The sequence below is a fragment of the Anaeromassilibacillus sp. An172 genome, from assembly GCF_002160515.1.
GTDB lineage: Bacteria > Bacillota > Clostridia > Oscillospirales > Acutalibacteraceae > Limousia > Limousia pullorum.
Genome location: NZ_NFKS01000015.1, coordinates 26,092 through 43,013 on the forward strand (window position 1 = coordinate 26,092; position 16,922 = coordinate 43,013).

The window sequence follows — 16,922 nt, forward strand, 5'->3', positions numbered from 1 at the left end:
GAGAAAATATGGACAAAGCGAAAGGAAGTACTAAGCTGAGCCTTCTGGTAAAAAACAGAAAGAATGAAACCCCCATTGGAAAACCAAGGGTCTATTTCTGTAGCACCAAGGTGGATCAGGAAATGTATTTTGAAGATATATCAGATGACATCTTGAAAATAGTAAATTGCTCAATCTGGTATAAAAATAGTGAGGATATTTCTGTCAAAAATGACTTCGGAAATGACTTGACTTTTTCTGAAAACTTTTTATCACAAGTTCAACTTGTTGTTATACCGATATCAGAAACCCTGCTGACAGATTTGGAAAATTCACTTATATATATCGAAATCAAAACAGCAATTGATAAGTCCATAGCTATCTTGCCAATCATGATGGAAGAAGGGCTTGAGGCGCTATATAAAAGCAAATTTGGAGATATTCAATTCATCTATAAAAAGAATGCAGAAAATTATCAGCTTACATATGAGCAAAAATTAGAACGATTCTTGCTTGAGGTTTTGGTCGGGGATGAGTTATCTGCCAAGATAAGAGCCGCCTTTGATGCTTATATATTTCTTAGCTATCGAAAAAAAGACCGTAGTCTGGCTCAAGAACTAATGAGACTGATTCATCAAAATGAGTCCTGCCGCAACATTGCAATTTGGTACGATGAATTCCTGCTTCCTGGGGAGGATTTTAATGTTGCGATTGAAAAAGCATTAAAAACAAGTGATCTATTTACAATCATGATTACTCCCAACTTAGTCGAGGAGTCGAACTACGTTACCGAGATTGAATACCCTTTAGCTCGTAGTGAAGGAAAACATATCATACCTATTGAGATGTATCCTACAGATGAGGAGCAGGTGAAGGCACAGCTCGATGTAAAGTACATTCTCCGTGTGCGCGAAAGAGACTTTAATACAAAACTGACCAATGAAATTAAAGAGATATCACTGTCGACATCACCTCGTTCTCCAGAACATGATTTTTTTATTGGTTTAGCCTTTTTGAATGGAATCGATGTTGAAGTTGACTCCGAACGGGGAGCTTGTCTCATTGAGTCTGCCGCCCGGCAAGGGGTTGTAGCTGCATTGAAAAAAATTGTTCGAATGTATGAGATGGGCGAAAGCGTAAAAAAAGACTTATCAGCCAGTATTAGATGGCAGCAAAACCTTATAGGCATACTTCAAGCCAAAATCGCAAGTGAAATAAACAAGATTGATATGTCATTTGCTGAAGAACTATGGCATCTTGCGGCACTCTTTAACAAAGCACAAAAACCATCAGATGCTGAGATGGCTTACCTTCGCCTTTATGAATATTGTAGCCAAAGTCAGGACGATCTTAATGAACACATTGTTCACTTGCTAACGATTTCCTGTAACAATCTTGGAAGTATTTACTTATTGAAGAATGAATCATCTCAAGCAATGGAATATTATTCGTATGCTATAAAACATATAAAGAGCTACACATATGAAGATAAACCTGATTTTAGACGAGACCTATCCGTGACGTATAGTAATTTAGGAATGGCCTATGAATTTGCAAAAAACTATCAATCTTCAATCGAATATTATGAAAAATGTTTGGAAATCCGAGAATGGTTATTGCAGAGCGTTGGAGATTATCAGGATTTAAGAAATATCTACAACTGCTACAACAACCTTGCGTGTGTTTGTGAAAAAGCGCATAGAGATTCCGAGGCTGAACAATACTATAAGAAAACTATAACTATTGCTGAGTTATTAGTTAAACAGTCAAGAGGTAACTATGAAAGGAATGAGGCATTGGCAAACTTGAAAAGCGCTTACAACTCAATAATTGAATTCTATTATAACACTGATGACATTTCATGTGAACAGAGATTCCGGCAAAAGAGAGATGCCTCTCTGCGGCAATTAAAAGCAATAGAACCTTAACAATGCAAAGAAGAATATTTATGCCAATCTTCAAAGAGAGCCAAGGATGAAAGTCCCTGGCTCTTTTTTAATGCGTTTGTTCGTGTTCCTTGGAATCTGTTATAAAGAATCTAGTGGTATCCGCAATGCTTCTTCTAGTGGTAACCTGAGGCTTTTTATTATAGTTGGATTTTAATTTCAAAATACCAAGCACTTTCTCCAAATTCGGATCGTCAAGATCATCCCACTCTCTAATAAACGGGTGCAGTTTGGCAAGAACGTGCTTGTGGGCAGATCCAGAGGATTGTGCTTCATAAGCCTTCACCTGATTTATATCAGCAGGAAGCCAGCCCCGGATCAACATAAATGAATTCCAACGGCTCTGTTCAATTTTCGCAAGTTCTTCTTTGCTGTTGCTGTTTAATTGGTCTGAAAATTCCGATAACACTTCTAGGCTTTTCAACGCACCGAAATCCAAATAATCTTCTTTGCTTGCCAGAATGCACTTTGCCGCAAAGAAACGGTAACATAGTCCTATCGCTGTCGAAATCGAGCTATCGGCATTGTATGAGAAGCTATAGAAGTCGTTTTCAGCCGAACGCTTGCATTCTTCCAATGCCTCTTTCAGTTTCTTCTCATCCTTTTTATCTAAGTCATTATCCAGATAATAAAATTTGTGAATTTGAAGAGCAATTCTATTCAGAACAGAATCTTCGATGATATTTTTATAATGATAGGTCTGGGCTGATATGCCAAACGGGAACAAATCATATTTGTTGTAGTAGGAATCACCTGCAGCCTGCCCTGCAAGAGTCAAATGGCTTGTGAGATATGAGTTTTGTTTTTCTGAGACTTTCACGCCAATAAATGGGGTCCGATCAAAGGTATCTCTGCTTCTGAGAAGCCAAGTTCTGAGTTCCATTGCAAATCGGATATTTTCAAGGTCATCTGCATAATCCACAATAAAGTAGTTTCCGTATTTTAGAGCCTCAGCAATATCGTCATCCGGCTCTTTTCTATGTACTGCCTTGTTGTCGGAAGGATTGATCTGTAATTGACCGGAAATCAACTTTGGAAAATCCGTTTCTTTTATACTGCACCTAATAAACTTTGACCGTATACAAGTGATGTCAGGGCAACCAAACACGCCGGGACATTCCTGTTGGAATCTGCTTTCCAATACATCGGCGTTTTCTCCCAATAACGTTATATCTATCGGATGTATGGCTCCTAAATATGCGCTGGCAATGCTTTCCTTGACAAAGCAATAATTCATTTCCGAACTGCCGAAAAGGATAACTTTTGTACTGTTTTCCGATTTTGCGCCGTTCAATGCCGGAAGGAAAAGCGGCACATCACAAAGAAGTTTATGAACAGTGTCACGGTTTTCGTCTGCAATATGCACTTTAAAATAAATGCCATTGCCCATCTGACTCGTGTTTGCATCAATGAGCATAGACGCTGTTTCATATTTTGCGCTTACATAAATATATGTGTTGTCTATTAGTTCCCACTTTTGCTTATCTGATAGTTCAATAACAGCATTGAATAATTTATCTAAAAGTTCCAGACATTCATTTAAGTTTTTTTCTTTGTCTTCGCTCATGAAAAGGAATACGATTTGAGGGCGGCAAAATTCAAACTCCCCTATATGCTGCAAATTGATAAACTCATCAATATTACGTGCAAATTGTATTCCGTTAACCGCTGTTTTTACAGGGGAAAATAAAGCCCATTCATCGTTAGGAAAGGTAGATATTACTTGATAATTAGTGCCTGTTAGTGTGTTTGCAAAACAGCATTTAGCCTTTGGCTGATTAGAAAAAGAAGGAAAAATCCCTCTTTCCGCAACTCGCTCTTTCTGGATAAGCTCCTGCTTTGCTCTTTCATTTCCTTTTCTTGCGGCAATTTCAAAATTTTTTTGTGCTTCAGATTCATCGCCGTTTTTTCTGGCGAACTTGCCTCTCAAATAATAACATTTTCCGATATCTGTTGTTTCGTTTGCAGACTCATGGCTGATAATGTGTTCTATTTTAGCAAGAATTTCCTCATAAGATATATCTTTTATTCCTGTCTTTTCGTTTAAATACAAGAATGCGACTTCAACAACGGCTTTTGCATACTTTTGTGCAAAAGCTGTTTTTAAATACTTGACAGCAGTTTCAGATCCTTCTTCCTCATAGTGTTTATATAAAAACCAGTAAACATACGGTTCTGCCGCACCGGTAGAAATACTCTTTTTCAACAGTTTTATTCCGTTCCCTACTTGACCTTCAAATCCTCTTTCCTTACTCTTGGCAAGTTTGCAAAGAGTAAGACCTTTTAACTGATATGCTTTTGCCAGCTCTTTCATTGGCGCATTTTGTTCATGTCTCTTAAGCCAGTTTTCTACACTTCTATATGCTGCAGCAAAATCGCCATGATCGAATGAACTTTGAACATTGAACAATTCTTCAAAAGAGGTTGTTACTGATTCGGGCACCCAGATATACCTCATCCCAAGGTCGTTTAGCAAATAAGTTTTTGCATTTTGAATTCCTCGCTTATTGCGGGCAGTAATCGGTACAGCGTATTCCATTGAGAATAATCCAAGCATAGCTGACGCAAAAATATTGGCTATGGCAATAGATATGTATTTATGCCCGCCGTTTAATAATTTTATAAACTTACCATGCGCCGGCTCGGAAATGCTCTCCGGAGTAATAACTTTGGCTATACTTTCCAATTCGGAACGTAAAAATTGTGAAAATATTGCATTTTTTAATAGATCCACAAAATGCCGTCTGAAACATTCTGCAAACATCTTTTTTGAGTATTTCTCATTGTCCCCGTGGAACATCTCTTGCACAAAAAGGGCTATTTTGTTGCTTTTGTGGATGTCAACGATAAATTCTTTATAGTCGTTTTGTTTTGCTCGTTCTTTAATGTATCTAAATAGTTCTTCAGGCATGAGAAACGCTAAAAGTTCTTCTCCCTTTTTTTCCTTGTGCCCCTCAGGAAATGTTATTAATGCAGAATCCGCATAAGATTTTACGCTTACAAAGAGATCCTTATAAAGGCTTTGAATTCCGAAGCTCTTATAGCTTCCCTTTGTGTGAAAGAAAATATCAGGTTCGGATTTTTTGGGAAAATTGTTTTTTTGATTTGCTCTAGATTCGAACTTCATGTTACACCCCCCTTACAAATTAATTGTAATACAAAAACTCGCAGTTGTCAATATATTGGAAATGTTTTTGCTTTAATATATATTAATCTCGAATCTATTGGACAACAAACCAAGAACATCAATTCCATATTGTTCTAAATATCCCATACAATACTGGTGGAAGGTTAAGAATATAAACATAGTTAATAAACGGGGGAGACTAAAAAATAACAGCGAAATAGGTCGGAAGCAAATAAGTGAAGATATATCGGAGTTTGACAAGATGACCCAGTTAAAGAGGGTCAGAGCTTACAACCTGCTTTGATGGAGCGAGATGTACTCTTGGACTGTGTAATTCAATTGATGACGGTTCATTTAAGTTTTTGAACTATTATTTTCAAGATTCTGATTGGAGTAAAAAACTCAGTCTTTCATGGGATGATACAAACTGAAAGAAGTATCTTAAAGGGCAAAGCCAACTCTCTTGTACACTGCAACTCAAGATATCGACTTGTGGGTATCAAATAAATATATTGGAAAATATTATGAGATTTCTCTCTGATAGCTTGATTTGTTGGAATGTTTCGGAAATTGTCTTATCGATCGTTGGACGATTTTTGTGATACAACATAAATGTAAACAGCAAACTGCTGAAAAAATATTAGGAGGTTTTTCTCATGAAGAAAATCAAATCCCAAGTTAATCTCAAAGACAGAATCGTGTGCGTTACAGTGACGGGAGCGCATAAGTTCTACTATCAATCCAGCAAGTCCAAAGAACGTCTTTACCTTTTCACAACAGAGGACTTCTCCGGCTCGGTTTTTGCATACTTCCGTGATAACGGCAGATGTATGGGCGACTGCGGCTTCAGTCTTACCATTAAGGAACTCTATGAAGACCGCAAGATGTACCGCAATCCCAGGATTGGGAAGATCTTCGACCGTCTGCCCGGAATGATCGACTATGTGCTTCGTGAGGCAGTCGAGCAGAAAGAACAGGTCAAGCACAACAACAGAGTCAACAATGCAAACAAGGTCATTTATGAAGACCGTGAACTTGCAGCTTAAGGGAGGTATACACTATGAAAAACAATCAGCAGAAAACAACACGCCTTTCTATTCTAAAAAAGGGAAAGGTCAAACGCATCGGCTTCTTTGAAAAACTCGGGCTTATAATTGCCGGTTATGACGGAGCGGCAGCATCCGGGAACCGAAAGGTGGTACTGCTTGATGCATCGTCGGCAAGAGCCGTATCCATTCTTGAGTTGAGCAGCCATTAACCTCCATCCGGCAGACAGTTATACTATTCTGTTGGATACAACAAACAAAAACAAGAGATTATTGTATATCCGGTTGTATTGTCTGGACATCTCACGTGTTAATGGTTGGACAATCTCGGATTTACAATAGTATCGTAATCAGTTCGGAAAATAAATCAAGATTGACGAAAGGGGTGCCGGTTATGTACCGAACAATATTGTTAATTCTTTATCTCGCTGTGCTTATCCCCTCGGTGACGCATCTGATCCGATACAGAGAGATACCGTCATCGAGGCGATTGAGTGCCGGCCTCGGAGTTTCGGGAGTTCTTCTCTGCCCCGTATGCGCTGGGTTCTTATGTGAGCTTCTGACTTCGCTGCTCAGTATAGGTTTGTTCCTGCTTGTTATTATCGGCGGCATGGGTCTGATGGTAAAATCAATTTTCAGATAGGAGGAGAGTTATGGACGACACATTAAACATTCTCGCATACGGCGGAATCGCAGTTCTTGTCATACTTCTCATAGTTTTTGAAATCAAGGAAGGCAGAATCGGCAGGAACCATACTCCGCAGAATGGAGGGTATGAATATTATACCGAAAGCGGTGAGACACTCCGGGTCCGTCATGTCTTCGGCTCTCTGTATAAGGCATATGTGTTCGGTTACTGCCCGGTAGCGACAAAGAAAGACCGGTTCGGTGTTTACTTTCCGGTTCGCGCACGCTCAGCCTCAGAGGCGGAATACTTCATCGACGGAATATATCGAAGAGGAGGATAAGCGCTATGACATATCATGGTCCAAAGCAAGATCCCGAAAATATAACCGTATTATCAACTTATAGAAATTGAAGGAGGAACATCTGATGAATAATTTCGGTTTCGTTTTTGCCACAAAGATGCTCGTGGAGGGCAGGAGAAAAGTCAGATTTATGTATCGTGAACAGCCTGACGACCACAATGACAGCGGGTGGAGATTCTTCTGCGGCGATGAAGATCAGGAATATGCAGATAATCCCGATAACATCGCTATCTTCGACATCAACACCATTCTTGAAATCGATGACAGCATTTTGCCGCTTCTCAACAGTCCTTTCGGCACGGCATTCGAACGTGAAGATGAGAATGCACCGTTCGAGGTATCGAAGGACTTCGCTTTCGACGAGGAGGACGACTGATTATGCTACATCGACCGTATATCCGGCAGGAAGTGCGGCAGGAAGTCGAGAACAGGGCTCAAAAGAATAGTAAGGGGCAGTTTTTGGATGCTAATACCTGTAAGCCGATTGACGGCAAGTACGACCTTGGTCATAAACCCGGGCACGAATTCTGGAGGGAAGCGGAAAAGGCCGAAAAAGAAGGACTGACCCAGGAACAGTTCAACAACAGAATGAACAACCCCGATCTTTATCATATTGAAAGCCCGCACGAAAACAGGTCGCATTCCCACGAGATGCCAAAGGCTCAAACAAACAACAATACACAAGCCCATAATAATGCCGATAAAGGAGGAAAACCAACAGTGGGTAAAAACGAATTTCTGGACAGTATAAAGGTTGACCAGGCAACTATCGATAAGACAAATCAAGTCTCAAAGAACGCTGCCAAAAACATGAATAATCAATCTGGCAAGAAAGGCGGACTTGATAACGGAGGCCGCGAGAGGGGCGATATCGGACCGATGAGCCACGGTCGCGAGAGTGGCAATAAAGGCGGTCCCGCTCCGTCTCCTCACAGTTCATCCAGCGAAGGTCATTCTTCAAACGGTCAGGGCGGATCTCACGGACATTCCTCCGGAGGTCAAGCATCTTCTTCAGGACACGGCTCCGCCGGCTCGAGTTCGAGTAGTGGACACAGCTCGGGCAGCTCAGGAACGGGCGGACACGGTTCGGGCGGTCAAGGTGGCGGAGGCCACGGTTCTTCCGGCGGCCATGGAGGGCACTGATATGATCAAGCATACATTAGAAGGACTTTCAATATTACAGTCACCGCCTCAGCTCCAGGGCAGACTCAGAGCGCCGGTCGTCAGGCTGAATGACGGGCTGATTTTAGATGACAGCGTATTCGAATGTCCTACCCTTGTAATGGGACAGGTAGGATCAGGCAAAACCTATTTGATGGAAGAAATCATGACGCCGATTCTGAGGACTGCCGAAGAAATGAATGAGAATGTGTTCATCTTCTGCGCCAAGAAGGACTTGCTGAAATTCAAACGTCCTCAGGATATAGTTATATCGGTTGACGCAACCGCACCAAACTCCTGTTGGAATATCATTGAGGAGGTTGCTGTCAGCAAGAATCCGGAACTTACCGCCAGGGACATTGCGAAAAGTCTTACAAAAGACCAGCGGTCGGATCTTCAACCTTTCTTTGAAAACAGCTGTAACGACCTTCTCTTCAATGCGATTATGGCTGTCTACGAAGACGGGTTAGAGAAAGGTGTTAAATATACCAACTGGCATTTATTTGATTTCCTCGACAAGGTTTCATTGAACAGAGATGCGGAAGTTTCCTGGTATGACGTTGCGAGAACCAGACCGGAAAGATTTGCACACATTCTTGATTATCTCGGTGATGGTCTGGATCAGGGCTACGGTATCATATCGGAAATCCGCACGCTTATCCACGAGTGCTTCTGGGGCAGCTTTTGCTCCGACAAAGGACAGTTCTCGGCAATTGATGCTCTCAAATCGGGCGGAAAACGGATATTCCTGTACTACGACCACGCCAATGCTTCGGAGGCTTCCATAAAGATATTCCAAACAATCCTGAATCTTCTTCTGAAACACTCTGTTGATGAGGAAAACGGCAGAAGGTCCTGGTTCTTCCTTGATGAATTCAGTCTGTTGCCCGAAACGGGAATCATCGACTCTATGTCCCTCGGAAGAGGCGCGGGATTTAGGCTGTTTGCCTGCATCCAGTCGGCTCAGCTGATGACCAGACGCTATAAAAAGGATGATGCCAAAGCACTTCTCAGCCTCTTCCCCAACATCATTTGCCTTAAAGTGCAGGATGCTATGAGCCGGTCGATTCTTTCGGACAGATACGGTGAGTGCCTTACATCCTATAGCTTTAACGCACCCATGCAGAAGGTAATTCAGCACGACGAACACAGAAAGGTAGTTGCCGATTACGATTTTACAATGATACAGAATAAAGGCGACGCCCTTATGAGCATACCGAACCTGAGCGATTCACCGTTCTTCTATCACGGCTACAGAAAGGAGCTTGAAACTATATGAAAAATACATTCAGACCGTCCGAAATACCGGCACTCAGCGCACCGGTTACATCATCAAATCTTCGAAATGCCAGAAATCATCCTGCAGTTAACCTTGGCAGCTGTACCCCGTTTCAGCTCTTTGAGAACACGGGGGTGTCTCCAAACGGAACGGTATGCATCATCGGAAATCCTGCAAGAGGAATCGGGACCGCCAAAGCGCTCATCCGCCGCAGTCAGAAACCCTTTCTCTTCCTGGGAACAGCAACGGATAGTAATTCGGTGTTCTCGTCCTTTAATCCCGAATGGACCAGAAACTCCGCACAGGAAACACTTCCCCGCAGAAATGGCGCGCTGTATTTCACCAAACCTTACGCAGCCTATCTGGAAATCTGCGAATACATAGAGGGCTGGGCGCAGGACCATTTCATCATCTTGCATCTCGGGAACGGCCTGCAGGCCGGTGTTGAATTAATGAACATCCTCAATGCAACCGGACAATCACTTCTTTTCTGCGAGTCGGTTCCTCAAAGTCTCCGCAGCAGTGATATGCGGACTATAACTCCGTTGGAGTTTATGAAACAGATGCATTACCTTCTCGTTTTCTCTTCCGGTGCAGAAACAGGCGAGTTGATTCAGCTCCTTCCCAAGTACCAGTACGAAAGAGTGACGAATACCACGGGAATCAACACATTCAGAAGCCGCTCCTTCTTCCATCCTTTTCACAGCCACTGCGGGCACGGCTTTTCCGCCAACCAATCAAGAACCCTCGAATTCAAGAAGGATGTCTTTGAAATGGATGATTTACAGAAAATATTCGGAGCGGGATATATGCTCGTATATAACGCCGGGCAGAATACCGTATTCATTGCTCAGTTGATATAAGAACGGAGGAACAATATGAACAGTTGGATAATCCACAATGATAATTCTTTTGGTTGGACATCACGTTGGAACAAATGTATATTTAATCTATTTACGGTTGGATACGATACGGCGTACAATAAAGATAACAAAAACAAGTGGATATCAATCCGCCGTCCATAAGGAGGACATGAAAATGAAAGAAAAAACCTATTCCGAAGTAATCGCAAACGCAATCAAGTCCTATCTCAAGGAAGATGACTGGCACTTTTCTTTTGATGAGGAATCCGGATTATTTGAATACGGTCTTTCTCTCAGGAGCAAGATCAAGAAAATCAGCTATATCGTTGACGTGAAGGAAAGCAATTACATCGTGTATGCCATCGCTCCGATCGGTGCCGATGAGGAAGACAAAAAAATGATAGCGAACATGGCTGAGTTCGAACTTGACATGATAGATGGCGAAATACGCTTCAAATGCTTTGTCGACTGTGACGGCATTACTCCCACCGAAGACATGGTGCGTCATAGTATTCACTGCCCTGCGGCAATGTTCAAACGCTACGGAGCTGGAATCGTTGACATCATCTATGGCAATGCCACCGCGAAGGAGGCGGTTGAAAAGTGCGAGAAAGCGACGGAAGATGAGATGCGTTCTCTCCTGAGCGAATTGATGGAAGGTGAAGGCGGAAGCGAGTTTAGCGAAATGCTCACAAAACTCGCTGAGCGCCTGGGTGTGCCAGAGGAGGACAATGACGAATCCTCCGACACAGACTGTGTTCCTGCAATGATCAAAACCGACTTGTTCGGCACGGAAGGAGATGATGACTGATGAACACCATTATCAAAAGCAGTAACGGGATCTCTCTTGTTCCGATTGAAAGCCGTTTGCTTACCGACCGCAAGCTGTTTATTGAAGGAGAAATCAATTCGGCGTCGGCGTGTGACTTTGTGAAATGTATGATGCTGCTGATCAAAGAGGATGCTGAAAAGCCTATTGATGTCTACATTAACTCACCCGGCGGTGAAGTTGTGTCCGGCATGCTGGTTCTTGACACGCTGAAAGGATTAAAAGCAGAGATCAATCTTCACTGCATCGGTATGGCGGCCTCTATGGCAGCGATTCTGCTCTCGGCGGGCGAAAAGGGACACAGATTTGTCAGTCCCCATGCGAAAATCATGATCCACGAACCTCTTATTGCCGGGGGTGTCGGAGGCAGTGCATCTTCCATCAAAAGAACCGCCGAAAGTATTCTCGAAACAAAAGCAATGACCGTTGAGCTTCTTGCAAACAGCACCGGTCGCAGCAAAAAAGAAATAGAAAAGGCTATTTCTTACGATAACTACATGAACGCTGAGGAATGCATTGAATTCGGTATTGCCGACAGTATCGAAACAACTATCGTGTGAGGAGGGAAAGCATGGATAAAGTCATTCTCGCTAAAAATATAATTCTTGACAGCGAACTCGGACACACACGGCCGAACGATAATCAGATGATCCTCGGCGGCACAGGCTCCGGGAAATCGATGAGCATCGTCCTTCCCACATTGTGTCACATGAGGGACAGCAGCCTGATTGGCACATTCGCCAAAAAGAGTGTTGTTTCCAACGCAGTGGCGTATTTTCAAAATCTGGGCTACAAGACGCATGTATGGAATCTCGCAAACCCGAAAAAGGGTGATAAAATTCCCGATCCCTTATCTTATGTAAATTCCGATGATGACGTCCAGGAACTTGCGAGACAGATAGCCAACGGCAATCCGGAATACAGCAGAGCCACAAAGTTCGATCCCTACTGGCGCGAGGCTTCAGAGTCACTTATGACCGGGTTGATCTATTATGTACTGATGACGGCGGATTCTCCGAGTATGAAAAAGGTAATTGACCTTTTCTATCAGGTAAAAATCAAGGAAGACGGACGCGCAATCAGTACCTCCGTAGACTATATCTTTGAGTGGCTTCAAAATAAAGCACCGAATTCTATTGCGGCAAGAAAGCTGAGTTCCTTTGCTCAGTTGCCCTATGCAACTGCAGGGTGTGTTCGCGACGATCTGGAAAAGGCAATTCAGAATATTTTTCCCGTATCTATTCAGAAAGCAATGAGTGAAGATGCTTTTGTAAATTTCGAGGAGTTTTCCACGGACCGCACGGCAATCTTTATTCTGACGAGCCCTGTACGCACAGCGCAGTATGGTTTTGCAAATCTTTTGTTCAGCATTGCTATCCGTCACCTGATGGAGTTTGCCGAAACACAAAAAGATAATCACCTTCCTCGTGCTGTAAAGCTTGTATTTGACGACTTCAGCTGCGGTTTTGCTATTCAGAACTACGAAAAATCCATCTCGACATTCCGCGCAGCAGGAATTTCATCGCTGATGCTTTGCCAGAGTTTGTCGCAACTGGACGCAACTTATGGGCAGGAAAATGCCACCGTCATCTTGGATAACTGCGCTTCTCTTGTGTATCTCCCCGGAGGTATGAACCAGCAAACAGCAGCCTATATCGCAAAAATGCTCGACTTGCCGTTGAACGATGTGATGTTCATGCCTATGGGAAATGTCGTTGTGTTTCAGTCCGGTCAACAGCCTGTCATAGCTCCCCGATATGAAACATTAAAAGATCCGCTGTACCAGAAACTTATGGCAGCCGGTGAAGAAAAGGGTGAGTTACGAAGTGCATAGAAAAAGATTTCAAGACGAACTCGGAAAACTCAAAGGTGAAACCGTTCCAATTAAAAACAGCTCTCACAAAGCTTTTATTGAAAGACTTAAGAAACAGGTTTTATCTGATGATTCTTCTTTAAGTACAGGAGGCACTGACTCAAGCGATGACGATGTATGCAGTGAAGAATTGATGAAAGAGCTGGAGGCAAAATTCGATGAGCTTTTTTCAAACTTAGATGATGACGATTAAAAAATGATTGCTGTACCAAATAATACTCAACACATTCAAGAAGCGTTGGATATGTACATTCAATTATCAGCTCAATTGGATTGTTGTTGGAATATTTGGAAAGATTCAGAATTGCTTATTGGACAATTTATCGATTATACTTTTATTTGTAGGGAGCGGACGGTAAATACCGCAGAATTTTACAGAGGGGTTGAAACATACAAGACCTATCAAATAACAGCTCCGGCTGAATGAAAGGATGTGAGAGCGATGGATATTGCGGACAGCAGATCATACGTTACAATCAACTGATAAAAATCTGAAAGGAGCTTCACAATGATTAATTCCCTCAATCGCAGCAACATTATCATCAACAATAATACTGAAAAGGAGTGTGCAGTTATGCAAGGTAATCTTAGTTTTATGATAAACGCAACATATCAGCTTGAAGGCTGGCACGGCGGCAGACAGGGCGACCTTAACGAACAGGGTGACGGTTGGCACGGCGGTCGCCAGGGTGACCTCAACGAGCAGGGCGACGGCTGGCACGGCGGCAGACAGGGCGACCTTAACGAACAGGGAGATGGCTGGCATGGCGGCAGACAGGGCGACCTTAACGAACAGGGAGATGGCTGGCACGGCGGTCGCCAGGGAGACCTCAACGAACAGGGCGACGGCTGGCACGGCGAAATGCCGCCCTGATAACCAAATTAACCGTCAAGTATAAATAGGAGGAGTACGGCATGTTTATTTTGGCTTTTATACCGATTATCGTAATAGCAGTAACCTTTGCTGTCCGATACCGTTCCATGCGTGATCCGGTTCAGTTTTCATATGAATATCAGGCACAGACGTCTTGTCCGTCGAAGGATCATATGTATACCTTTGATATCAGAAAAGAATCCGATAATCTGTATAAGTGCTATATCTGCCGTACTCCTTCTTATCGCGGTAGAGACACTTCCAACTATATGCCTCATATATGGTACAACAAGACAACAAACAAACGGTGGATATGCTGGACCGGAAGCATCAAGTATCCGGAGCAGGCAAAGACATTATGCAGGAAATGGGCGGATGCCACGCAGGTATTTATCGATACCGGCAAACCGCTGCCTGCCTTCGTAAGGAGATAGAGTTATGGATACATTTGAGATTATCATTACGGTCATTCTTTTGATCGCATACAGTGTGTTTTCCGTATGGGCGATCACCAAGTTTAAGAAACTGTCAACGGGGATCGCAGGAAGTTTGTGTCTGGCTGCGGGCGGAGTTGGAGTTTATCTGTCCGGAGCAATCGTTGCGGCGGTGATCTTATGGATCCTGAAAGCTTTGCTCATAATCGGCGCCATCGCACTGGTTGTCGCAATATTCGGAAGTTAGAAAGGGTGATGCAAATGAGATACGAACACGCCTATTACAGGACGAAGGACAAGTCTCTAGATATAGAGTTCCTTATGCTTGATTTAGGCAAACCGTTAGGCTGGCGGGCTTATGTGATGTCCGATATCGACTATAAGCGTGTTTCCGCTCAAAGGTCTGATGACTACAGAGATACGCACCTGTATCTCGATAACGGAACACACAGATATATTGATAAGACGAAAGACTGGCCTTATGTCTGCCGTGTGGATCCCATCTACGATCTTGATGTTATTCGCCGCGTTGCCGGTGCATGGTGCGAAATCACGGCTTACTATATCAAGCACGGCGGCTCATTCAGGGACATCCAGGTCAAGCTTCAGGAGGAGGGAGTATTATGATGCTGTTTGAGAACAACTATTACCGCACCTCCGATTATCTGCTCGACATAGAGTTTCTGTTTGTCGACCTCGGAACATTAACCGGATGGAGGATTTACATCCTGTCGGATATTGACTATAAGCAGTTTTCAGCATCGAGATCCGATTCCATCACAACGATTCACCGGCTTACGGAGTCTAACAGCGATATGCTAAGGAAAATCAATGCGTTTCAAAGGAATAAAGGAAGGGCTGCGTCCGATTCCGCACCTGTACACTATATATGCTGGAAATACAAAATCGACAGTCTCGAGCGTGCGCGGGAGATTGCAAAAACGTGGTCTGAGATTACCGCTTACTACATCAGAAATGGCGGCAGTTTTAAATCCATCCAGCCGAAACTCAAAAGAAAAGGAATCATAAGACTATGAAGATAAAGGAGTGTCTTGCCAAGATGAAAAACAAAGAGAAAAAGAGCGAATTTAATGTTCAGAATACAAAGTGGACCTTCACTGCGGAGGTATACGATGAAATCTGTAAAACCATAGGATGCCGCAGACCCGAATATGGAGGTCTGCTGGGTTCAAGCGACGGAGTGCACATTGATCACTACTATTTCGATGCGACCTCCGAGCGTTCCGCAGGTGTTTACATGATGGACATTCCGGCGTGCAATAAAGTGATCCACGAATGGAACGATAATGACATCGAACTGGTCGGAGTCATTCATTCCCATCCGAACGGGGTAACACGTCCATCCCACGGCGATCTCCTGATGGCAAAGAACATCATCGAATCCATCAATGTTCACGGAAGATTCTTTACCCCGATCGTGCAGGTATCTCCCAAACTGAACGGCGAGATCAAAATCTACCCTTATTCATTCGAACAATCTGTCGAGATGAAGACGCCGCTCATGGAGATCGAGACAGAATCTGCAGAGGAGCGCCGCATTGCGGCTCTTGACAAAAAAGCGCCGAACCGTTTCGAGAGAATTAAACGCGTTTTTCCGAACAATCTCATGGCAAAGAAGAAAGTAATCTGCATTGGATGCGGTGGTTCACGTCCCTTTTTGGAGACGCTGGCGAGATGCGGAGTAGGCACATTCATCCTCTTCGACGGAGATATCGTTGAAGATACCAATATCGCCACGCAGGGCACCTTTATCTCGGAGCTCGGGAAACTTAAGGTTGATGTTATCAAAACTCGCATTCTTGACATCAATCCGCTTGCGCATGTTGTTTGTATCCCGAAATATCTTGACAACGCCATTACGGATGAAGATTTCTTCAAAATGGCTATGCTGAAGAACGGAGATTTCCGTGATACGCTCCTTTGCGGATGTACCGATAATTTCTTTGCGCAGGACAGATGTGCACAGCTCAGCGTCAAATATGGAATCCCTTATCTTGCGGCACAGATTTTTGAAAAAGGCAAAGGTCACGAAGTGCTTTTCTACTATCCCGGACTGACTGCTTCCTGCCCCAGATGCATCCTGGAGTCCAGGTACAAAAAGATACTGACGGTGAAAAAGTCCGGTACAGGTTCCTCGGAAGGAGCGGCTGTCTGCGTAACGGATTATTTGAATTCCATTAAATCCTATACGGCACTTAAAATCTTTTGCTACGATGAACCCCTGACTCCGTATTATCATGAGCTGGATAAGTTTGCCGACCGCAACTATTTCATGACGAAATGTTCGTCCGAGTTCAACGCTCCTGCCTTTGAACCGATAAAACTCGTTGAAGCCAACGAAACTGATTTAACATTCCCCTTCGTGACAATTGCGATCGGTCAGACCCCTGAAAAAGGCTGTCCGCTTTGCGGAGGAACCAGTAATGAAAACGCTCCCGACAGAATTATTCCGGATACCAGAACTATTATCAACCCTTACGATAAACCCGAAGAATAAGGAG

General features: G+C 43.3%; 22 protein-coding genes. 21 read left to right on the top strand and 1 reads right to left on the bottom strand.

What is annotated here, in order from left to right:
• Nucleotides 1-8: 8 nt before the first annotated feature.
• Complete coding sequence (locus B5F08_RS08070) at nucleotides 9-1,907, top strand: TIR domain-containing protein (RefSeq protein ID WP_087378159.1); 1,899 nt, start codon at nucleotides 9-11, stop codon at nucleotides 1,905-1,907.
• Nucleotides 1,908-1,974: 67 nt separating this feature from the next.
• Here B5F08_RS08070 and B5F08_RS08075 read toward each other — a convergent pair whose 3' ends face one another.
• Nucleotides 1,975-5,052 (bottom strand): tetratricopeptide repeat protein, encoded by a 3,078-nt coding sequence (locus tag B5F08_RS08075; RefSeq protein WP_087378161.1) that lies wholly within the window; start codon nucleotides 5,050-5,052, stop codon nucleotides 1,975-1,977.
• Nucleotides 5,053-5,708: 656 nt separating this feature from the next.
• Between B5F08_RS08075 and B5F08_RS08080 the strand changes: the two genes are divergently transcribed.
• From B5F08_RS08080 to B5F08_RS08165, 20 genes are all read left to right on the top strand, one after another.
• The gene (locus B5F08_RS08080) at nucleotides 5,709-6,098 is read left to right on the top strand and encodes a hypothetical protein (protein ID WP_087378163.1); all 390 of its coding nucleotides are present in this window, start codon (nucleotides 5,709-5,711) and stop codon (nucleotides 6,096-6,098) included.
• Nucleotides 6,099-6,112: 14 nt separating this feature from the next.
• A complete protein-coding gene (locus B5F08_RS08085) occupies nucleotides 6,113-6,310 on the top strand; it encodes a hypothetical protein (protein ID WP_087378165.1) in 198 nt (65 codons plus the stop codon).
• Between the two features lie 182 nt (nucleotides 6,311-6,492).
• A complete protein-coding gene (locus tag B5F08_RS13115) occupies nucleotides 6,493-6,741 on the top strand; it encodes a hypothetical protein (protein WP_143256372.1) in 249 nt (82 codons plus the stop codon).
• 10 nt (nucleotides 6,742-6,751) lie between these two features.
• Nucleotides 6,752-7,066, top strand: a complete 315-nt coding sequence (locus B5F08_RS08090; RefSeq protein ID WP_087378167.1) for a hypothetical protein — start codon at nucleotides 6,752-6,754, stop codon at nucleotides 7,064-7,066.
• Nucleotides 7,067-7,151: 85 nt separating this feature from the next.
• A complete protein-coding gene (locus tag B5F08_RS08095) occupies nucleotides 7,152-7,463 on the top strand; it encodes a DUF2185 domain-containing protein (RefSeq protein WP_087378169.1) in 312 nt (103 codons plus the stop codon).
• Nucleotides 7,464-7,465: 2 nt separating this feature from the next.
• On the top strand, nucleotides 7,466-8,230 hold the full coding sequence (locus B5F08_RS13380; protein ID WP_242968361.1) for an HNH/ENDO VII family nuclease: 765 nt from the start codon (nucleotides 7,466-7,468) through the stop codon (nucleotides 8,228-8,230).
• Nucleotide 8,231: 1 nt separating this feature from the next.
• Nucleotides 8,232-9,527 carry a type IV secretion system DNA-binding domain-containing protein gene (locus B5F08_RS08105; RefSeq protein ID WP_158096259.1) on the top strand — a complete coding sequence of 432 codons (1,296 nt, stop codon included), beginning with the start codon at nucleotides 8,232-8,234 and terminating at the stop codon, nucleotides 9,525-9,527.
• Nucleotides 9,524-10,390 (top strand): hypothetical protein, encoded by an 867-nt coding sequence (locus B5F08_RS08110; RefSeq protein ID WP_087378173.1) that lies wholly within the window; start codon nucleotides 9,524-9,526, stop codon nucleotides 10,388-10,390. Before B5F08_RS08105 ends, B5F08_RS08110 begins: the two co-directional genes overlap by 4 nt.
• A gap of 15 nt (nucleotides 10,391-10,405) precedes the next feature.
• Nucleotides 10,406-10,552: a hypothetical protein gene (locus B5F08_RS13275; RefSeq protein WP_158096260.1), complete on the top strand. Its 147-nt coding sequence runs from the start codon at nucleotides 10,406-10,408 to the stop codon at nucleotides 10,550-10,552.
• A 13-nt stretch (nucleotides 10,553-10,565) separates the two neighbouring features.
• Nucleotides 10,566-11,201 (top strand): hypothetical protein, encoded by a 636-nt coding sequence (locus tag B5F08_RS08115; protein ID WP_087378175.1) that lies wholly within the window; start codon nucleotides 10,566-10,568, stop codon nucleotides 11,199-11,201.
• Nucleotides 11,201-11,779, top strand: a complete 579-nt coding sequence (locus tag B5F08_RS08120; RefSeq protein ID WP_087378177.1) for a ClpP family protease — start codon at nucleotides 11,201-11,203, stop codon at nucleotides 11,777-11,779. Before B5F08_RS08115 ends, B5F08_RS08120 begins: the two co-directional genes overlap by 1 nt.
• Before the next feature lie 11 nt (nucleotides 11,780-11,790).
• On the top strand, nucleotides 11,791-13,053 hold the full coding sequence (locus B5F08_RS08125; RefSeq protein WP_087378179.1) for a type IV secretory system conjugative DNA transfer family protein: 1,263 nt from the start codon (nucleotides 11,791-11,793) through the stop codon (nucleotides 13,051-13,053).
• The gene (locus tag B5F08_RS08130) at nucleotides 13,034-13,285 is read left to right on the top strand and encodes a hypothetical protein (protein WP_143256374.1); all 252 of its coding nucleotides are present in this window, start codon (nucleotides 13,034-13,036) and stop codon (nucleotides 13,283-13,285) included. The genes B5F08_RS08125 and B5F08_RS08130 overlap by 20 nt, the downstream gene beginning before the upstream one ends.
• Nucleotides 13,286-13,288: 3 nt before the next feature.
• Nucleotides 13,289-13,519 (top strand): hypothetical protein, encoded by a 231-nt coding sequence (locus B5F08_RS08135; protein WP_087378182.1) that lies wholly within the window; start codon nucleotides 13,289-13,291, stop codon nucleotides 13,517-13,519.
• Nucleotides 13,520-13,666: 147 nt separating this feature from the next.
• Nucleotides 13,667-13,966: a hypothetical protein gene (locus tag B5F08_RS08140; protein ID WP_143256375.1), complete on the top strand. Its 300-nt coding sequence runs from the start codon at nucleotides 13,667-13,669 to the stop codon at nucleotides 13,964-13,966.
• A 41-nt stretch (nucleotides 13,967-14,007) separates the two neighbouring features.
• On the top strand, nucleotides 14,008-14,400 hold the full coding sequence (locus B5F08_RS08145; RefSeq protein ID WP_087378186.1) for a hypothetical protein: 393 nt from the start codon (nucleotides 14,008-14,010) through the stop codon (nucleotides 14,398-14,400).
• A 4-nt stretch (nucleotides 14,401-14,404) separates the two neighbouring features.
• On the top strand, nucleotides 14,405-14,647 hold the full coding sequence (locus B5F08_RS08150) for a hypothetical protein (RefSeq protein ID WP_087378188.1): 243 nt from the start codon (nucleotides 14,405-14,407) through the stop codon (nucleotides 14,645-14,647).
• Nucleotides 14,648-14,655: 8 nt separating this feature from the next.
• Nucleotides 14,656-15,027 carry a hypothetical protein gene (locus tag B5F08_RS08155; protein ID WP_158096261.1) on the top strand — a complete coding sequence of 124 codons (372 nt, stop codon included), beginning with the start codon at nucleotides 14,656-14,658 and terminating at the stop codon, nucleotides 15,025-15,027.
• The gene (locus tag B5F08_RS08160; RefSeq protein WP_087378192.1) at nucleotides 15,024-15,437 is read left to right on the top strand and encodes a hypothetical protein; all 414 of its coding nucleotides are present in this window, start codon (nucleotides 15,024-15,026) and stop codon (nucleotides 15,435-15,437) included. The genes B5F08_RS08155 and B5F08_RS08160 overlap by 4 nt, the downstream gene beginning before the upstream one ends.
• A 23-nt stretch (nucleotides 15,438-15,460) precedes the next feature.
• Nucleotides 15,461-16,918: a ThiF family adenylyltransferase gene (locus tag B5F08_RS08165; RefSeq protein WP_158096262.1), complete on the top strand. Its 1,458-nt coding sequence runs from the start codon at nucleotides 15,461-15,463 to the stop codon at nucleotides 16,916-16,918.
• Nucleotides 16,919-16,922: the final 4 nt, after the last annotated feature.